The following is an 18,739-nucleotide window of genomic DNA, read 5'->3' as shown; positions in this document are numbered from 1 at the left end:
AGTCAGGCAGAGGTATTTATGGATTTTAATCAAATCGCCCGCGAGCTTATTCCGCTGCTCGGTGGCAAGGAAAACATCGCCAGCGCGGCGCACTGCGCAACGCGTCTTCGTCTGGTGCTGGTTGATGACGCGCTGGCGGATCAGCAGGCCATCGGCAAGGTTGACGGCGTAAAAGGCTGCTTCCGTAACGCCGGGCAGATGCAGGTGATTTTTGGCACGGGCGTGGTCAACAAGGTGTACGCCGCCTTTATTCAGGCGGCGGGGATTAGCGAATCCAGCAAATCGGAAGCCGCGGATCTGGCGGCACGGAAGCTGAATCCGTTCCAGCGCATTGCCCGCTTACTCTCCAACATCTTTGTGCCGATCATTCCCGCGATTGTGGCGTCCGGTCTGCTGATGGGCCTGCTCGGCATGGTGAAAACCTACGGCTGGGTCAATGCGGATAACGCCCTCTACATCATGCTGGACATGTGCAGCTCGGCGGCGTTTATCATTCTGCCTATTCTGATTGGCTTCACCGCCGCGCGCGAATTTGGCGGTAACCCGTACCTCGGCGCGACGCTGGGCGGGATTCTGACCCACCCGGCGCTGACCAACGCCTGGGGCGTGGCGTCGGGCTTCCACACCATGAACTTCTTCGGCCTTGAGATTGCGATGATTGGCTATCAGGGCACGGTATTCCCGGTGCTGCTGGCCGTCTGGTTTATGAGCATCGTGGAAAAAAACCTGCGCCGCGCGATCCCAGATGCGTTAGACCTGATCCTGACGCCGTTCCTCACCGTGGTTATCTCCGGCTTTATCGCCTTGCTGATTATCGGCCCGGCGGGGCGCGCTCTGGGGGACGGTATCTCCTTTATTCTGAGCACGCTGATCGCCCACGCGGGCTGGCTCGCCGGGCTGCTCTTCGGCGGACTTTACTCGGTGATTGTGATCACCGGTATTCACCACAGCTTCCACGCGATTGAAGCCGGGCTGCTGGGGAATCCGTCGATTGGCGTTAACTTCCTGCTGCCGATCTGGGCCATGGCGAACGTGGCGCAGGGCGGCGCCTGTCTGGCGGTGTGGTTCAAAACCAAAGATGCCAAAATCAAAGCCATTACCCTGCCGTCGGCGTTCTCTGCAATGCTGGGCATCACCGAAGCGGCCATTTTTGGTATCAACCTGCGCTTCGTTAAGCCGTTTATCGCCGCGCTGATTGGCGGTGCGGTGGGCGGGGCCTGGGTGGTCTCCGTGCACGTGTACATGACCGCTGTCGGGCTGACCGCGATTCCGGGCATGGCCATCGTGCAGGCCAGCTCGCTGCTGAACTATATTATCGGCATGGTGATTGCCTTCGGCGTGGCGTTTACCGTCTCACTGCTGCTGAAATATAAAACGGATTCTGAATAATGACGTTACCTTCCCGCTGGCCTGCGATCCTGCAGGCCGTTATGACAGGTCAGCCGCGGGCGCTGGCGGACAGCCATTATCCGCAATGGCACGCCGCGCCGGTGACGGGGCTGATGAACGACCCGAACGGGTTTATCTGGTTCGCTGGCCGCTATCACCTGTTCTATCAGTGGAACCCGCTGGACTGCGAGCACCGCTTTAAGTGCTGGGGGCACTGGAGTTCGGCGGACCTGGTGCACTGGCAGCATGAGCCGCTGGCGCTGATGCCCGACGAGGCGTATGACCGCAACGGCTGCTACTCCGGTAGCGCCGTGGATAACGAGGGCGTACTGACCCTGTGCTACACCGGCAACGTCAAGTTCGATGACGGCAGCCGCACCGCCTGGCAGTGCCTGGCCGTGGAGCAGCCGGACGGGACCTTTACGAAGCTGGGGCCGGTGCTGGCGCTGCCGGAAGGCTACACCGGCCACGTGCGCGACCCGAAGGTGTGGCGGCACGACGGGGACTGGTACATGGTGCTCGGCGCGCAGGATGTGCAAAAGCGCGGCAAGGTGCTGCTCTTTAAATCAGCCGATTTGCACGCCTGGACATCCTGCGGGGAGATCGCCGGTCACGGGGTTAACGGCCTGTCGGACGCGGGCTATATGTGGGAGTGTCCGGACCTGTTTGCCCTCGACGGGACGCACGTCCTGATCTGCTGCCCGCAGGGGCTGGCGCGCGAGCCGCATCGCTACCTCAATACCTATCCGGCCACCTGGATGAGCGGGGCGTTTGATTACGCCAGCGCTGCATTCGATCACGGCGAGCTTCACGAGCTGGACGCGGGCTTTGAATTCTACGCCCCACAAACCACGCTGGCGGAAGATGGACGCCGCATTCTGATTGGCTGGATGGGCGTACCGGACGGGGAAGAGATGCTTCAGCCCACCCGGGCGCACGGCTGGATGCACCAGATGACCTGTCCGCGAGAATTGCGCTATCGCGACGGCAGGCTCTGGCAGACCCCGGCGCGCGAGTTGGCGACGCTGCGTGAAGATGAGCAGCACTGGCAGGGGCGCGCCAGCGACGCGCCCGAACTGGACGCGACGCGCCTGGAGTTTGAGCTGGGCGCATCGCAGGTGAACGTCGATTTTGCCGGTGCGCTGCGCCTCACGGTCAATGAGCAGGGCGTGTGTCTGGAGCGCGCGAGCATGAAAACCGGTGAAACGCTGACCCGCTACTGGCTAGGCGACGTCCGTCACTTACGCGTTCTGTGCGACCGCTCCAGCGTCGAAATCTTCATTAACCATGGCGAAGGGGTGATGAGCAGCCGCTATTTTCCTGACCATCCGGCCCGGGTGCGATTCGAAGGTGCGTCCGATATCACATTACGCTACTGGTCGCTGCGCGCCTGCATGATAGAATGAGGGTTTTGGCAGCCGGATCTAAGTCGTTGTGAGAAAAACAAAACGCGTCACCATTAAAGACATCGCGGAGCTAGCGGGTGTGTCAAAAGCCACCGCCAGCCTGGTCCTGAACGGCCGCAGCAAAGAGCTTCGCGTGGCGGAAGAGACGCGCGAGCGCGTGCTGGCAATTGCAAAAGAGCACCACTATCAGCCCAGCATTCACGCCCGGTCGCTGCGCGATAACCGCAGCCACACCATTGGTCTGGTGGTCCCGGAGATCACCAACTACGGTTTTGCCGTCTTTTCGCACGAGCTGGAAACGCTGTGCCGCGAGGCGGGCGTGCAGCTGCTGATTTCCTGCAGCGATGAAAACCCGGGGCAGGAGACGGTGGTGGTGAACAACATGGTGGCACGTCAGGTGGACGGGCTGATTGTGGCCTCCAGCATGCTCAACGACGCGGACTACCATAAGCTGAGCGAGCAGCTGCCGGTGGTTCTGTTTGACCGCCACATCAACGACAGCGCGCTGCCGCTGGTGATCACCGATTCCATCACCCCGACGACCGAACTGGTGGCGGACATTGCGCGCCAGCATCCGGATGAATTCTACTTCCTCGGCGGCCAGCCGCGCCTTTCTCCGACGCGCGACCGCCTGGAAGGGTTTAAGCAAGGGCTGCGTGAGGCCGGCGTGGCGCTGCGCCCCGAGTGGATCATTCACGGCAACTATCACCCGAGCTCCGGTTACGAGATGTTTGCTGAACTCTGCGCCCGCCTGGGGCGTCCGCCGAAAGCGCTCTTCGCCGCCGCCTGCGGGCTGCTGGAAGGGGTGCTGCGCTATATGGGCCAGCATAACCTGCTGCAAAGCGATATCAGGTTAGCCAGTTTTGACGATCACTATCTCTACGATTCGCTGACGATCCCGGTGGATACCATTCGCCAGGATAACCGCCAGCTGGCGTGGCACTGCTTTGATTTGATTAGCAAACTGATCGAGGGCGAGACCCCGGAACCGTTGCAACGCAAGCTGGCGGCCACCCTGCAGCGGCGCTATAAGTGAGCAATATAGCCCGGACCGATACATCAATAACTTTAATTAATTTAAGTTTTGGAATGGCCGATAACCATAAGGAATAATTCTCCTTGAGGTATTGGTTTATGTCGTTGAAAAAGTCGTCTCTGATTGTCCTGTTCTCGCTGCTTTTCTTCTTTGTTATCAGCACCGTCACCAGCGTTGGCATCATCATTAAAAGTAATAATTCCCTGGATAACGTCAACAAAGAGATCCAGGTTGTGCTGTCCATTATTGACCCCATCAACCACAGCCGTACGCTGCGCGTGCGGGTGATGGAGTATGTGAAGATGGTGGAAGCGGGCAACGCGGCGGACGGCGCTGCAAAGCTAACCGCCGTGAAGGAGGCGCTGACCAAAGCGGACCACGCCTTTGCGGCCTTTATGGCGTCGCCGCGCCTGAGCGATGAAGCGCCGCTGGTGACTGCCTATCAGGACGCCTGGCAAAACTACCGCAACCAGGGGCTGGCGCCGCTGATCGACGCCGCCGAGGCGCACGATGTCGCCAAATTTAACGCGCTCATCCCGGAGGTCTCCCGCCTCGACCGCCAGTACGAGATCGTTCTCGACCAGGTCCTTTCCGTCCACCAGAAATACGCCAAAAGCCTGAACGAAGATGCGAGCAGTAGCTTCGTCTCCGGCCTGGCGATCGTTGCTGCTATCGCCAGCCTGTTTGTGGTGGTGATTATCGCCGTTAGCCTGCTGATGAAGCGCTTTGTCTTTGCGCCGATCAACCTGGCGCGCGAGCACTGCAGCCAGATTGCGGCAGGTAAGCTGGACATTCCGGTGCCGGTGAAGGGGAGCGCACATAACGAAATCGATCATCTGATGGGCTCGATGGAGCAGATGCGTCAGGCGCTGCTGGCGACCATCGCCCAGGTGCGCGATGCGAGTCATACCGTGACGCACGCCGCCCAGGAGATTGCCTCCGGGAATATCGACCTGGCGTCACGCACCGAGCAGCAGGCTTCGGCGTTAACCCAGACGGCGGCCAGCATGGAAGAGCTGAGCGCGACGGTGGCGAACAATACCGATAATGTGTATCAGGCCGGGAAGCTGGTGCAGGACGCGGTGAAAAATGCCCACACCGGTGAAGCGGTAACCCGTGAAGTCATCGACACGATGAATACCATCGCGGCGAACTCGAAGCGCATTGAAGACATCACCAGCGTGATTAACAGCATCGCCTTCCAGACCAACATCCTGGCGCTGAACGCGGCGGTTGAAGCGGCGCGCGCCGGTACCCAGGGCCGCGGCTTTGCGGTGGTGGCCAGCGAAGTGCGCACTCTGGCGCAGAAAAGCGCGGTGGCGGCGAAAGATATCGAAAGCCTGATCGCGCAGTCGGTTTCCAGCGTGAAAAACGGTGCGGAGCTGGTGAGCCGCTCGGGCGAAGTGATTGACTCAATTATTTCGTCGGTGAATAAAGTGAATACGCTGATGGAGCAGATCTCCGTCGCCTCCGAAGAGCAAAGCCGCGGGATTAGCCAGGTCGGCCAGGCGGTGACCGAGATGGACGGCGTGACCCAGCAGAACGCCGCGCTGGTGCAGCAGTCCGCGGCGGCAGCGGCCTCGCTGGAAGAGCAGGCGCAGCAGCTTTCACGGAGTATTTCGAGTTTTAGGTTGCCGGTGCAGGCTTGATTGATGGAGAGAGGCTCCTTAGGGGGCCTTTTGATAGCACGGCGCGCAAATATGCTGACAGCATTTTTTTGCTTATTTGTTCGCTTCACTGCGGCTTATGATAAAATAGTAATAGTGATTAGATATTGACGAAATAATATCTTTCAACTATTCCCTTTATGGTTTTGTGCTCTATTTTTTAAATTCAGGATGGATAAATGTTTACTTATATGTTTTGGGGTAAGGTCTTGCCAGAGCGTGCGCAGTTAGATATGAACTTCAAAGTTAATTTCATAGCTGATAAATTAGACTTAAAAGGTGATGCATTTATAAGCATTATCCTTAATCAAGTTTTGGTGACTTTGAAGATTGATAAAGAGGTGAATATACTAACTCTAAAAAGAATTGTGAGTTCTTTACTAGATAAGGAAATGGCTAAGCTTGCATTTATTAGAGGGTTTGATTATACGGTTGTTATTGATAGATGTTTAAAAGAAGATTTGACAGAGGATTGGGTTTATGGAATTGATTATCCATTGGAGAGCGGCGTTCATACTCTTAAAGAAATTAATGAGCGAATGAACTGGCTAAGGATGCTATCAGTCGGAATGGATGGTCTTCTTATTGATCGCTGTCTAAATGATTTTAAATCAGCACTTACTCATATTGAAGATGCCCCATTTTATTGTTACAGGGCCATTGAATCCTTGAGAAATCACTGTTCGGAGCAAAATGATATTAATGATGAGCCCAGGTCTATACAATGGGAATATTTCCGAAATACAGCTTTGATTTCAACGGAGGATATTAATTTCTTTACTAAATGGTCGAGAGATATAAGGCATGGTCGTGCAGCTTATATGTCAGATGATGAAGAGGTGACAGTTATTAATAAAGCACATCAAATAATTTCCTCATACTTGGAAAATATAAGTAAAAAAGTGGTTAGATAATCCCCTGTAAATCATTTCACAAAGAATAGGGGTTGATTTTATTGATTCAACTCCTAATAGATCATTTTCTTTAAACCCTTTTTGTAAGGTTTACAATCTTCTTAATATTTCTCATTCTGGTTTATAGTCCTGAATAAAAAACACTCTAAGAGTATCGTGTAAAACAATCAACATTTTATACTTGTTATGAAATACATCTCTCGAGGGTAATTTACTTAGTAGCACGCTCTTAAAGCAATCCGGCTTCCCATTTCATGCATTATCTTTTCCAGTGTTGCTATATGGTCTTCATGCATATCTCGAAGTGAGTTTGTTAGAGCAACAGCTAACTGTTTATTCGACTACATTTTGATTTTTTCTATTTTATATAACCTTGTAGTATCATTGCCTTATTATTAATCATGATTGAGAAAGGGGCAACATCGAAAATGGCAAAGCGCAAGAGTGCTCTGGTTTATGTCCTGACCGTCATTATTTTTTTGCTTATTATCCCTGAGATCATTCTGCGTGTATGCACGTCCGAGCAACTTGGCCGTCTCAGCGACTTCACTAGTTTAGGTGGCTTGTTAAATCCACTATTATCCTTGCTCATCTTCCTGGCACTGTTGTCAATCATACTGGCCGTCATTGCTATTGCATTGCTTAAGCGAATTCTTCGTACGAGATGATTTGCTTTCGAGCGACTCATAGCACCCGCCAGCCGTTACCGCTATGAGTCCAAAACCGTCAGCACAAAAAATTTTCATTCACCCCAGCAATATTTCCCTCCCTCATCCGTCTACCTCATCACACGCCATAATCAGTTACTGTAAACGAGGTAAACACCATGAGAGATTTTGAACTGCACGGCAGAGGTCACGGGCGCGGATTTGGTCGCCACCGTATGGGCAAAGGTTTAATCATCGGCGCGGTGATTTTCATCGTGCTCGGCCTTCTGGTGATGTCCCTGTGGAATGCCTTGCTCCCGGCGATCCTGGGCGTGAAGGCCATCGGATTCTGGCAGGCGCTGGGGATTCTGGTGCTGAGCCGCATTCTGTTTGGCGGCTTAGGTTTCCGCCCCGGGATGTTTGGCGCGCACCGCCGGATGCACGAGCGCTGGATGAACATGACGCCCGAACAGCGTGAGGCGTTTATTCAGCAGCGTCGCGAAGGGTTTGGTCGCCACGGACGCGGTCACTGCGGCTGGCACGGCCATCGTGACGATAAGCGCGATGACGCTACGCCAAAAGCGCCGGACGCGGAGTGAGCGAGATGAAAGCCGGGGAGGCGGGCGGATCCATGCTGATGTCGGCGCTCAATGCCTGCCGCGCCCGGCTGAAAGCCTTTATTCGCGGACGGACGTCCGTGCGCGATGATGCCGACGACATTTTGCAGGAAGTGACGTATCAGCTGATGAAAGTGGAGCAGCCGGTCGAAAACGTTGCCGCCTGGCTGTTCCGCGCGGCGCGTAACGAAATGACCGACCGGGCACGTAAGAAGCGCGAGGTGTCGCTCTCCGGCTATTTTACGGGCGAAGACGACGACGGTTTCCCGGAAGACGAGCTGGCCGAAACCCTGTTCGGCGTACCGCACACGCCGGAGGAGGAGTACCTCAAGACGCTGCTGTGGGAAGAGCTGGGCCAGGCGCTGTCAGAACTCCCGCCGCCGCAGCGGGAGGTATTTGAAAAGACCGAGCTCCACGGCTACAGCATTAAAATGCTGGCAGAGGAGACCGGCGCCAGCGAACAGGCGCTGTTATCCCGCAAGCACAAGGCGGTGCTGTTTCTGCGCACGCGGCTGCGGGACGTCTATGACGCGCTGACGGGCGAATAGCGGCGGCAGACAAAACCTTACACTTCCGGCACTTGTAGATTCATCACTATCGTTTATGATCGGGGCGTCTTGTCACTCTGGAATGTTATGCGCAACCGTCAGCTCCTCGGAAAATGGCTTTTGATTATCACCTGTCTCGCGATGGCGCTTTGCCTCGTGCAGCGTGCGGTGATGCTCAACCATTTTTTACAGGGACTGGATCCGCAGATTTCGCTGAGTGCAGATGCCCCGGTTCAAACCAGCAACACTGAACAACCCGGCCCGTCGCCGTGTCAGCTCGGCGCGCACTCGCTGCTTTGCGCCCAGCCGCTGTTCTTCGACGGTGCATTACCGGCCATTATTATCTTCTTCGCGCTGCTGCAGCTGTTGACGCAAGGGCGGGCACTGGCTCCCGCGGAACAGCCCGTTCAGGCACCGCCTCCCCGAATACACCTGAAAAACTGCGTTTTCCGTGAATGAAAAACATCGTCCTCACACGATAATTTTTCACTGTTCACGGAGTACAACATGGTTAACCTCTTCAGGGGATTCGTCTTCCTGTGGCTGTCCTGCATCGGCATTGTCCATGCGGCGGACACCGGCTGGCTGGTCTCCCCACAAAACGATCACGCCCGCATCCGCTTTCAGGCGGAGAGGGAACAAACGCACGTTAAAGGCCTGCTCACCGTTGAGCTAAAGCCCGGCTGGAAAACCTACTGGCGATCGCCGGGCGAGGGCGGCGTGGCCCCGAAAATCAGCTGGCCGGACGGCGTAACGGACAGCTGGTCCTGGCCGGTACCGTCGCGTTTCGATATCTCCGGCATGACGACGCAGGGCTATCACGATAAGGTCACTATCCCGATCGTTCTCGACGGGGTGAAGGGCGACACGCTCGACGGGACGCTCACGCTCTCCACGTGCAGCAACGTGTGTCTGCTGACGGACTACCCGCTGCATCTTGATTTTACCCAGCCGGTGGATGAGGGATTCCAGGCCGCCTTCGAGCAAGCGATGCGCGCCGTGCCGGGCTCATCAGGCGTGTCGTCGGATCTTTCCGCCTGGCTCTCTGGCGACAAGCTGGTGATTACCGGCACCACGGACGGGAAATGGGATAATCCGGGGATCTACTTTGACCCGCTGGAGGGTGACATTCTGCCCGGCGAGCCGGTTATTAAACATGACGGCACTGCGCTTCGGGTGACGGTGCCCGTGACCGACGAATGGGGAGACAAACCCGCCTCGCTGGCAGGCAAGAGGCTGTCGTTTGTGCTGACTAACGGCGATCGGGCGCAGCAAACCACCATGACCGTTGGGGCAACGCCCGAAGAGACCTCCGCATCGGACGGGACGGGAAAAATGGTGCTCTTTGCGTTATTAGGCGGGCTGATCCTCAACCTGATGCCCTGCGTGCTGCCGGTAATGGGCATGAAGCTTAACAGCATCCTGCAGGCGGGCTCGGACAGGCGTGCCATCCGGCTGCGCTTTCTGGCCACCAGCGCCGGGATCCTCTCCTCCTTCATGCTGCTGGCCGGGATGGTCACCGCGCTGAAGCTGGCCGGAGCGTCGCTGGGGTGGGGCATTCAGTTCCAGAACCCGTGGTTTATCGGCCTGATGGTCGCCGTGACCTTCCTGTTTGCGCTGAATCTGTTTGGAACGTTTGAAATGCTGCTGCCTTCTTCTGCCGCCGGACGGCTGGCGACGGCAGGGGGAGCGGGGATCGGCGGCAGCTTCTGCGAAGGGATGTTCGCCACGCTGCTGGCAACGCCGTGCTCCGCGCCGTTCCTCGGTACGGCTGTCGCCTTTGCCCTTGGCGCACCGCTGCACGCCCTGTGGCTGATCTTCCTGATGCTCGGCGTGGGCATGAGTCTGCCGTGGCTGTTCGTTGCCCTGGTACCGAAAACGGCCATGCTGCTGCCGAAACCCGGCCGCTGGATGAACACGCTCAGGGTCATCCTTGGCCTGATGATGCTGGCCTCCTGCCTCTGGCTGGCAACGCTGTTGAGCGTGCATCTGGGCGAGGCGGTCAGCCAAATCGTGATGCTGGCGCTGACTGCCGCTGCGCTGGTGCTGTTCGCGCTGAAGGGGCAAAAATCTTCGCTCTTGTTCTGGCTGGTGGTCATCGCGCTGTCGGCGTTCGGCGGGTATCAGCTGCGCGGTCTGCTTAACGCGCCGCCTGACGCTCCTGCACAAAGCGTTGCGCAGACTATCCCGTGGCAGCCGCTCAGTGAAGAGGCTATCGAGAACGCGCTGGCGCAGGGGAAACGGGTGTTTGTGGATATCTCCGCGGACTGGTGCGTGACGTGCAAAGTTAACGAGCACCGCGTACTCAGTCAGCCGGACGTGATTGCCGCGCTGCGCCAGCCGGACGTGGTGGCCCTGCGCGGGGACTGGAGCCAGCCGTCCGCGTTTATCGCGGATTTTCTGGCGAAGCGAAACCGCTACGCCATTCCGTTTAACGCGGTGTATGGCCCCGGCCTGCCTGATGGCGAGATCCTCTCGCCGCTGCTGGACAAGCGCACCCTGGTCACCACCCTGAACAACGCAAAAGGCTAACTGTGTCATGAAAAAATTCCTTATTACGCTTCTGCTCCTGCTGGCCCCGCTTCAGGTATTCGCCGCGCAGCCGCTGACGCCGGACCAGGAGCAGCGCGCGCAGAAGACGATCGCTGATTTCCTGTTTAACGATCCAAACTCCCCGCGCATCGGCGCGAAAAACCCAAAGCTCACCCTGGTGGTGTTTACCGACTACAACTGCCCGTACTGTAAAAAATTCGATCCGTACCTGGAGAAGATTGTCGAAAAACATCCTGACGTGGCGGTGGTCTTTAAGTTTTTACCTTTCCGCTCGGAAAGTTCGCTGACTGCCGCACGAGACGCGTTAACCGTCTGGCGTGCGCATCCTGAGCAGTTTATGAAGCTGAACCACACCCTGATGGCGAAAAAGGGGTACCACGATGACGCCAGCATTCAGGAGGCGCAAAAGCGGGCGGGCGTGAGCGTGACGACGCCGGACGAGGAGAGTTTTCTGACGATCAGGCGCAGCCTCATTGTGGCGGAAAAAATGGGGATCCAGGGCACGCCCGCCACGCTTATCGGCGAGGGGCTGCTTCCCGGCTGGGTGCCGTTCGAACAATTCGACGAAATGGTCAGTGAAGCACTGAAAAACCGCTAACCTGAAGGGGGCGAAATGCCCCCGATAAACCGGAGAGGGAAATGAGAAAATTACTGTTACTTTCGGCGCTGGCGACGTCAGGGCTGGTACAGGCGGCTGAAGCCATACCGGATGTGGTGAAGCAGTTCAGCGAGCAGCAGCAGATCAACATCATCAAGAAGCTGGATGCGCCGGGCGGGGCGCCAGCCTGGCTGGGGCAGTATCAGGATATGGGCGTGACGCTCTTTCTCACGCCGGACGGCAAGCACGTGATCTCAGGTTATCTTTATGATGACAAAGGGAAGAACCTCAGCGAGGGCTACTTCCAGAAAGAGATCTACGCCCCGATGGGACGCGAGATGTGGAAAAACCTCAACGCGGCGCATCCCCTGAAGGAAGGGGCGGATAGCGCCCCGCGCAAGGTCTTTGTCTTTGCCGATCCGTTCTGTCCGTACTGCAAGCAGTTCTGGTCCGAGGCGCAGCCGTGGGTGAAGGCCGGTAAGGTGCAGCTCAACACGCTGCTGGTGGCGTTCCTCAACCCCAACAGCGGACGCAACGCCGCCGCCATTCTGAATGCGAAAGATCCGGTTTCGGCCTGGCGCGAGTATGAGCTTTCCGGCGGCAAAAAACTGCCCAAGCCTGAAGGCGAGGCTTCCCGCGAAACGGTAGCGATACTGCAGAAACATCAGGCGCTGATGGACAGCCTCGGCGCTAACGCCACGCCGGCCATTTACTATCTGAATGCGGAAAACGAGCTGCAGCAGGTGGTGGGTATGCCGGATGCGCAGCAGCTCGAGGCGATGTTCGGGCCGAAGCCGTAAAAAACAGGCAGAAACGGGCGTTTCTGCCTGATCGTGACTTAGCTACCCCAGCGTCCACGGAGATAGTTTACCGCCTGCTGGGTCTGCGGCTGGTTCAGGTAATCTTCACGGAACAGGATGGTGCCGTTGACGTTGGGCAGCGAATCGTTGAGATCGAGCTGCTTTTTCAGCTCCGGCACGCCGCCCTGAACCGTCCAGTCCGGCTCTTTTTTCGACGGCTCGCCAACCTTGTAGAACGCAATGCCGATATACAGGCGAGTGTGGGTCGGCTTCACCACGTCGGCCCACCATCTGGTCAGCACGTCGTAGCGTGCGGCATCCCGGGAGAAGGGCCAGTAAATCTGCGGCGCGATGTAGTCCAGCAGGCCCTGCTGCACCCACTGACGCGTATCGGCGTAGGATTCATCATAGGCCGCGGCGCCGCGGGTGTCGGAGCCTGCCGGGTCAAAGGAGTGGTTGCGCCACACGCCCGCCGGGCTGACGCCAAACTCCACGTTGGGTTTTGTCTGCTTGATCGCGCGGGAGACCTGGACAATCAGCTGCTGCGTGTTGTGTCTTCGCCAGTCGGCTTTTGAGGCAAACCCCTGGCCGTACTGCCGCCAGCTCTGCGCGTCATTGAGCGCGGATCCCGGCGATTCGGCATAGAAGTAATCATCAAACTGCACGCCGTCTACCGGGTAGTTCGCCACCACTTCGGTGACCACTTTGGTTATCCAGTCGCGCACCTCCGGAATGCCCGGGTCGAGCACAAAGCGGTCACCCGAGATGCGGACCCATTCCGGGTGCTGGACATAAACGCTGGACGGCGTCTGGTATGACGTCCGGTTCAGGGCGGCGATGGTGGACGGTTTGGTGTTGGTCGATACGCGATAGGGGTTAAACCAGGCATGGACCTTCATGCCGCGCTTGTGCGCTTCATCGAGCATAAACTGCAGCGGATCGTACCCCGGATACTCACCGATGTTGCCGGTCAGCATATCTGACCACGGTAAAATTTTGGATGACCAGAGCGCCGTGCTGTCCGGCTTCACCTGGAAAAAAACCGTGTTGATGCCGAGCTGCTTAAGGTTGTCGAGCTTTGCGATCAGCGCCTGCTTTTGCATCGCGATGCGCTGGACCGCGCTGCGGCCATTCACCGAGGCCACCGGCGGCCAGTCGAGACGCGAGACGGTCGCCAGCCAGATGCCGCGCATCGGGGCGTTTGCCTGCGGCGTCGGTTTACTGACGGTGGGAAGAGGGGTAACCAGCGATTTGGGTGGTTTTGAGGAGCAGCTTACAAGTAAAAGTGCGCAGGCAGCCAGCGCACCAATCCGTTTTACGTGTCGCGTCATTTGCGTATTAGCTCTTGATAATCCTGCTGTTGGCCCAGGGATTAAAGGCGGGCGCCGCCTGCGCTGTATTTCCCTCATCGCTGAGAGAGTCCAGATACAGGGCTTCAACCTCCGCGCGCGCCCACGGGGTGCGGCGCAGAAATTTCAGGCTCGATTTAACGCTGGGGTCTTTTCTGAAACAGTTAATTTTGATGCGGTCACCCAACTCGCTCCAGCCGTATTTCGCCACCAGGGCGTTGACCATCATCTCCAGCGTTACGCCATGCAAAGGATCTTTGGAAATATGTGCAGTCATAGGCGTCCGGATGTCTCGATTTTTAGGGGATTGGGGTAAACGCTGAAAGGGTACAAGAAAGCAGGGGAAGCGGCAATTTTCCTTTTCCCCTCGCTCACTTTATGACGGACTCCGTGCGCTGATTTTCGCCGACAATTTTTCCCGCGCTGTTTTCAATCGTAAACCGAATCGACACGTCGTCCTGGCCCGCGGGCGTGGCCGTGACCGCTTTTACCATCGTTCCCGAGTCTGCTGCGATCGTCATCGTCGTCGTGCCTTTTGCCAGCAGCTTGTTGCGCTGGGTGATGCGCCAGCTCAGACGGCATTCGCGGCACGGTTTCCAGGTGTCGTTAATGGCCCACAGACGCACGGTCGCCGCCGCCCCGGATTGCCACTGCGCGGTGACCGGTTCAATGGACGGCAAAACAGGCTGGTAGGCGCGTTTTAAGGCGTAAAACCCGGCTTTAGGCTTACGCAGGTAGTCCACCACGCCCCAGTTGATGGAGGGCCAGGTTTCTACAAACATGAAGTGGAACAGGGCCGTCACCGGCTGGTAGCGCTGTCGACGGTAGCTCTCTGCCGCCGTGGCCACCAGCTGCGACTGGTACGCCTGAGTATTGCGGATCATCGCCTGAATGTTGTCCCCACGCGAAATACCGGCAAACTTAAAGGTCTGGAAGGGCTGAAAATTATGGTATTTCCAGACGGTCCAGCCGGGATCGTCAGCGGCGGTCGTTTTGGGCCAGAGTGACGCCGCCGGGATGATGCTTTTTAGCGTCGACAAGCGGGGAAGCGCCTGCGCGCCGAACTCGGTGATGATCCCCGTTTTGGCCGGAGCAAGCAGGTCGCGTACGGTACCAAAGTACCAGCCCGCCCAGTAATGCTCCTCAACGGCGGAGAAGCGGTGCACGATGCGCGAGGTATCTTCGGCAAGCGTATCCGCCACCTTTTGCGTGAGCTCGCGATTCAGATCTTTATTCCAGTCCGGGAAGCGTTTTTCCATCCACGGCGAGTTCCACGGCGGTTCGTTATGCCCGCCCCAGACGATGATGGCGGGGGAATTACCGAACTGTTCGATCATCTCCCGCGTCTGTCGAACCGCATTTTCCGTGAAAGCCGCACTGTTATTGTAGCCCCACTGCAACGGAACATCCTGCCAGATCATCATGCCCATCTCATCGGCCACGTCATACAACGCACGTCCTGCAACGTGTCCGTGCACGCGTATGGCGTTGGCGTTCATGGCTTCCACCAGACGAAGATCGCGACGGTATTTTTCTCGCGTCATGGTGCTGAGCCAGGGGGAACCGATGTAATTACTGCCCTTAATGAAAAGGCGTTTGTCGTTAATGAGCCAGCCCTTATTGTCGGGCTGCTCGACGATCTTACGCAGCCCGGTGCGGGTGACCGCCGTATCCATCAGGCCGTTTTCATCCCGCAATGCCACGCGAATGGTATACAGGTGGGGTTTTCCGGTACCGACGGGCCACCACAGTTTTGCCTTCGGCATGGGCAGCGTCAGCTGCACGGAATGGGCGCCGCTTTCGAGGGTAACCGGAAAGTCAGCCTGATAGCGCCTGCCGCTGAAGTTGGCGGGCGTGGCGGTGAGCCGCACGGTCGCCGGGCCCTGACCGAGTGCGCGATAGCGAATGTCTGCTTTCAGCGCGGGGTGCGTCAGCCCCTGTGACCAGTCTGGCCGCAGGATGGTCTCATCAAGGGTAGCGCCCCGGCTAAGATGCAGCCTCACCGGCGCCCAGATGCCGCCCGAGTTGGCGTCCTGTCCTTGCGGCGACCAGGCCCCGCCGGGACGCGTGTCATGCTGGTTAAGGATCCCCTTCATGACCGTTTTATGCAGCGGCCAGACCTTAGTGGGATCTTCGTAAGGGCTGTCCACCCTGACCACGAGCTGGTTGTGACGTTGTAACGCTTGACCGGCATCCAGCGAAAAGCGCTGAAAATAGCCCTCATGCTGGCCGAGCGGCTGGCCGTTCAGGGTGACCTCGGCCAGGTAGTCGACGCCGTCAAACACCAGGGTGCTCATTACGTCGGGCGGCTGCACGGGCAGGGAAAACGCGTGCTTGTACCACAGCGCGCCCTGATGATCGTACCCAGCGCTGTACCAGTTGGCGGGGACCTGAAGCGGGCGCCAGCCTGATGCGGCAGGACGCGCGCTATCATTGGCATCCTGAACCTGCCATTCTCCGGCCAGAGACCAGCTGACCGGCGCAGCGTTCGCCACCGTATGGGTGGTCAACAGGGCAACGAGCAGCGCGCAGTTGCGAGCGATCATGCGTTTACCCCGCGCGCGTTGAGCCACGCCATCAGGCGCAGCGATTCCTTTTGAAGCTGCTGGTTTAGCGCCGCAAGCTGTTGCCCCTCCAGCGTGTGCGCCTCGCTCTCGAGCGCCTGCAGCTGACGGGCGAGTCGCCCGAAATCCAGCGTGACGGCTTCTCCTCGCAGCTTGTGGGCGGCGCGGCGCAGCGCTTCACGATCGTCGCTGTCGATAGCCAGGGTAATGGCCTTCATGGCCTCCTCCAGCCCTTCGCCAAACAGGGCCAACAGCTCCTGAACCAGAGCAGGGTCGTCAGCACACTGCTTCAGCAGACGTGCTTCATCCGGGAAGGCGGAAGGGTCATCGTGGCGCGGGAGCACGCGAGCAATCTCCTCAGCGAGACGCTCCTGGCTGATGGGTTTGGCAATGTAGCCGTCGAAACCCATCTGAAGACAGCGCTCTTTATCCCCCTGCATGGCGTGTGCCGTCATGGCGACGGTGGGCTGCGCCGGTCCGGGCCGGGCGCGTTCTTCTTCACGCAGCAGGCGAATGGCGGTTTCACCGTCCATCTCTGGCATCTGAAGATCGATCAGCAAAACGTCCCACACGCCCGCGCGCCAGCGTTCCAGCAGTGCGACGCCATTATCGACGATCTGACAGGTGTGCCCGAGCCGCTCAAGCAGGCGCGCGGCGACCTTCTGGTTGACCAGATTATCTTCCGCAAGCAGGACCCTGAGCCCGGCCGTGTCCGGCGCGACGGTGGGCGCGGGCGCGCTTTCACTCACCGTCTTTGGTGCACGTTCAAACGCCGCGGCAATCGCCTGATGCAATTCATTCTGGGCGATAGGTTTGTGCAGGTAGTTCTGGATACCGATCCGCTTCAGCATATTGATATCAAAATGTCGGCTCATGGAGCTCAGCATGATGATATGGCTCTCAGCAACCTGCGGCAGAACCGAAAGCTCAAGGGCCAGCGACACGCCGTCCATATCCGGCATCTGCGCGTCCAGCAGGATCAGCGGCCAAGCCGTTCCCGTTTTAACCCGGTTGATGGCCTCGCTGGCGTTGTTAACACAGGTGGGTTTCAGCCCCATCTGGCTGAGCATCGCTGCGAGCAGCCGCAGGTTGGTCGCGTTATCATCAACCACCAGCACGGGTTCCCCGTTAAAGCGCTGGCTATGTGGGCGCTCTCCGGGCGCAAGGGTCTGCGCCGCCAGCGGCAGCGAGAACGAAAATTCGCTGCCTTTTCCCGGCTCGCTGGAGACCGTTAATTCGCCCCCCATCGCAGCAACCAGTCTCGCAGAGATGGTTAGCCCGAGCCCCGTACCGCCATAGCGGCGGGTGGTTGAGTTGTCCGCCTGGCTGAAGGCTTCAAAAATAGCCTTCTGCTTATCTGCCGGTATGCCAATGCCGCTGTCGCGCACGCGAAAACGCCATCTGTCCGCGCTATCGTCGGGCTCAACAATCAGGATCACTTCTCCCTGATGGGTAAACTTCAGCGCGTTACCCAGCAGATTGGTCAGGATCTGGCGCAGACGCGCGCCGTCGACCAGCAGCACGTCGGGGACGCCGGGCGCAATATCAACCAGCAGCTCAATGCCTTTTTCGCTCGCCCCCGGCATGTGTGGGCGAATAAGCGACTGAATAAAGGTGCGCACAGGCACGGGGTCCGCCTCCAGCTCCACTTTGCCGGCTTCAATTCGGGAAAAATCGAGAATGTCGTTGATGATATGCAGCAGAGACTGGGCAGAGCTCATCACCAGGGTCAGATAATCGCGCTGATCGGCACTGAGAGACGTATCCAGGCACAGCTGGGTCATGCCAATAATGCCGTTCATCGGGGTACGAATTTCATGGCTCATATTCGCCAGGAACGCGCTTTTCGCCTCATTGGCTTTTTGTGCCTCAATGGCCGAGGCGAACGCCTGAATTTCAGCCTCTTTGCGCCGCGTAATATCCTGCAGCGTGCCAATCACGCGCTCGGCGTTTCCCTCAATGGAGAGGGTGACCACCTGGCCGGAGAGCAGCATCCAGCGCAGACCTTCGGTAGGGTGATGCACGCGAATTTCACATTCAAAGACCGGACGATGATCCTGCTTCGAAGCGTGCAGCGCTTTGCGTAGCGCTGCGCGATCGTCCTCGTGGACCTGATTGAGGAGAAAACGTACCGGATATCGCCACTGTGTGCGCGACTGGCCCAGCATGGCAAGCAGGGTATCGTTGACCTGGAGCGTGTCGCCAGAAACCTGCCAGTCCCAGATCCCGATATGGATGGATTCCGCCGTCAGCAGAAAGTCGTCATGCAGCTGGTGGCGCGCCCGCTGCGCTTCATCCAGCTCCGTGATATCGCTGTGCAGGCTGACAATGCCGCCGTCCGCAAGCCGCTGATGCTGGACGAAGATCCGCCGCTGGCCCGCCTGCCGCACTTCGCAGTGTTTATCCTGCCGACAGTTACGTGCGATCGACTCGCGCAGTGTCTGGCGCAGGCCGGGGTCGACGTTGTAAACGGCATCGATAAAGCGTTCCGCCAGTGCCTCAAGTGTCGTCCCCACCTTCAGCCACGGGGTTATGACCGGATAAAACAGGGCCACGTTGTGATTCCAGGCCTGAAGGCGTTCCTCGCGGTCATAAATCATGACGGCGGCTGGCAGTGCGTTAAGATCGTACGTGAACGAACTCATCGTGAT

16 protein-coding genes are annotated in these 18,739 nt (G+C 58.0%); 12 read left to right on the top strand and 4 right to left on the bottom strand.

Going from position 1 to position 18,739, the window contains the following annotated elements; translation table 11 throughout:
• The first annotated feature begins 18 nt into the window (after nucleotides 1–18).
• The 12 genes from ACEPLT_RS11395 (at nucleotide 19) to dsbG (ending at nucleotide 12,175) form a co-directional block, all read left to right on the top strand.
• A complete protein-coding gene (locus ACEPLT_RS11395) occupies nucleotides 19–1,389 on the top strand; it encodes a sucrose-specific PTS transporter subunit IIBC (protein ID WP_008501693.1) in 1,371 nt (456 codons plus the stop codon).
• On the top strand, nucleotides 1,389–2,795 hold the full coding sequence (locus ACEPLT_RS11390) for a sucrose-6-phosphate hydrolase (RefSeq protein ID WP_163342016.1): 1,407 nt from the start codon (nucleotides 1,389–1,391) through the stop codon (nucleotides 2,793–2,795). The genes ACEPLT_RS11395 and ACEPLT_RS11390 overlap by 1 nt, the downstream gene beginning before the upstream one ends.
• 28 nt (nucleotides 2,796–2,823) lie before the next feature.
• Nucleotides 2,824–3,831 carry a LacI family DNA-binding transcriptional regulator gene (locus ACEPLT_RS11385; protein ID WP_063417819.1) on the top strand — a complete coding sequence of 336 codons (1,008 nt, stop codon included), beginning with the start codon at nucleotides 2,824–2,826 and terminating at the stop codon, nucleotides 3,829–3,831.
• A 98-nt stretch (nucleotides 3,832–3,929) separates the two neighbouring features.
• Complete coding sequence (locus ACEPLT_RS11380) at nucleotides 3,930–5,480, top strand: methyl-accepting chemotaxis protein (protein ID WP_063615776.1); 1,551 nt, start codon at nucleotides 3,930–3,932, stop codon at nucleotides 5,478–5,480.
• A gap of 197 nt (nucleotides 5,481–5,677) precedes the next feature.
• Nucleotides 5,678–6,412, top strand: coding sequence for a hypothetical protein (locus tag ACEPLT_RS11375; protein WP_227157089.1), 735 nt, complete (start codon nucleotides 5,678–5,680; stop codon nucleotides 6,410–6,412).
• A gap of 428 nt (nucleotides 6,413–6,840) precedes the next feature.
• Nucleotides 6,841–7,080 (top strand): hypothetical protein, encoded by a 240-nt coding sequence (locus ACEPLT_RS11370; protein WP_063615778.1) that lies wholly within the window; start codon nucleotides 6,841–6,843, stop codon nucleotides 7,078–7,080.
• A gap of 158 nt (nucleotides 7,081–7,238) precedes the next feature.
• Nucleotides 7,239–7,658, top strand: coding sequence for a hypothetical protein (locus tag ACEPLT_RS11365; protein WP_021240169.1), 420 nt, complete (start codon nucleotides 7,239–7,241; stop codon nucleotides 7,656–7,658).
• A 5-nt stretch (nucleotides 7,659–7,663) separates the two neighbouring features.
• A complete protein-coding gene (locus ACEPLT_RS11360; RefSeq protein WP_045354144.1) occupies nucleotides 7,664–8,224 on the top strand; it encodes an RNA polymerase sigma factor in 561 nt (186 codons plus the stop codon).
• A gap of 87 nt (nucleotides 8,225–8,311) precedes the next feature.
• Entirely contained in the window at nucleotides 8,312–8,683 is a 372-nt protein-coding gene (locus ACEPLT_RS11355; RefSeq protein WP_045354138.1) for a hypothetical protein, read from the top strand.
• Nucleotides 8,684–8,731: 48 nt separating this feature from the next.
• Entirely contained in the window at nucleotides 8,732–10,756 is a 2,025-nt protein-coding gene (locus tag ACEPLT_RS11350; protein WP_232927753.1) for a protein-disulfide reductase DsbD family protein, read from the top strand.
• Nucleotides 10,757–10,763: 7 nt separating this feature from the next.
• Nucleotides 10,764–11,375, top strand: a complete 612-nt coding sequence (locus ACEPLT_RS11345; protein ID WP_023292370.1) for a DsbA family protein — start codon at nucleotides 10,764–10,766, stop codon at nucleotides 11,373–11,375.
• Nucleotides 11,376–11,416: 41 nt separating this feature from the next.
• Entirely contained in the window at nucleotides 11,417–12,175 is a 759-nt protein-coding gene (dsbG, locus tag ACEPLT_RS11340; protein WP_032674827.1) for a thiol:disulfide interchange protein DsbG, read from the top strand.
• A gap of 38 nt (nucleotides 12,176–12,213) precedes the next feature.
• On the opposite strand, the gene ACEPLT_RS11335 is transcribed toward dsbG, so the two are convergent.
• The 4 genes from ACEPLT_RS11335 to ACEPLT_RS11320 form a co-directional block, all read right to left on the bottom strand.
• Nucleotides 12,214–13,506 (bottom strand): glycoside hydrolase family 10 protein, encoded by a 1,293-nt coding sequence (locus ACEPLT_RS11335; RefSeq protein ID WP_032674826.1) that lies wholly within the window; start codon nucleotides 13,504–13,506, stop codon nucleotides 12,214–12,216.
• A gap of 7 nt (nucleotides 13,507–13,513) precedes the next feature.
• The gene (locus ACEPLT_RS11330) at nucleotides 13,514–13,801 is read right to left on the bottom strand and encodes a VF530 family protein (RefSeq protein ID WP_008501679.1); all 288 of its coding nucleotides are present in this window, start codon (nucleotides 13,799–13,801) and stop codon (nucleotides 13,514–13,516) included.
• 94 nt (nucleotides 13,802–13,895) lie between these two features.
• Entirely contained in the window at nucleotides 13,896–16,070 is a 2,175-nt protein-coding gene (locus ACEPLT_RS11325) for a glycoside hydrolase family 2 protein (RefSeq protein ID WP_032674825.1), read from the bottom strand.
• Nucleotides 16,067–18,733: a hybrid sensor histidine kinase/response regulator gene (locus ACEPLT_RS11320; RefSeq protein ID WP_032674824.1), complete on the bottom strand. Its 2,667-nt coding sequence runs from the start codon at nucleotides 18,731–18,733 to the stop codon at nucleotides 16,067–16,069. The genes ACEPLT_RS11325 and ACEPLT_RS11320 overlap by 4 nt, the downstream gene beginning before the upstream one ends.
• Between the last annotated feature and the right edge of the window lie 6 nt (nucleotides 18,734–18,739).

The sequence above is a fragment of the Enterobacter sp. fkY84-1 genome (assembly GCF_052974705.1).
Note: the sequence above shows the minus strand (reverse complement) of the source record. Positions and strands in the feature narration are given on the sequence as shown.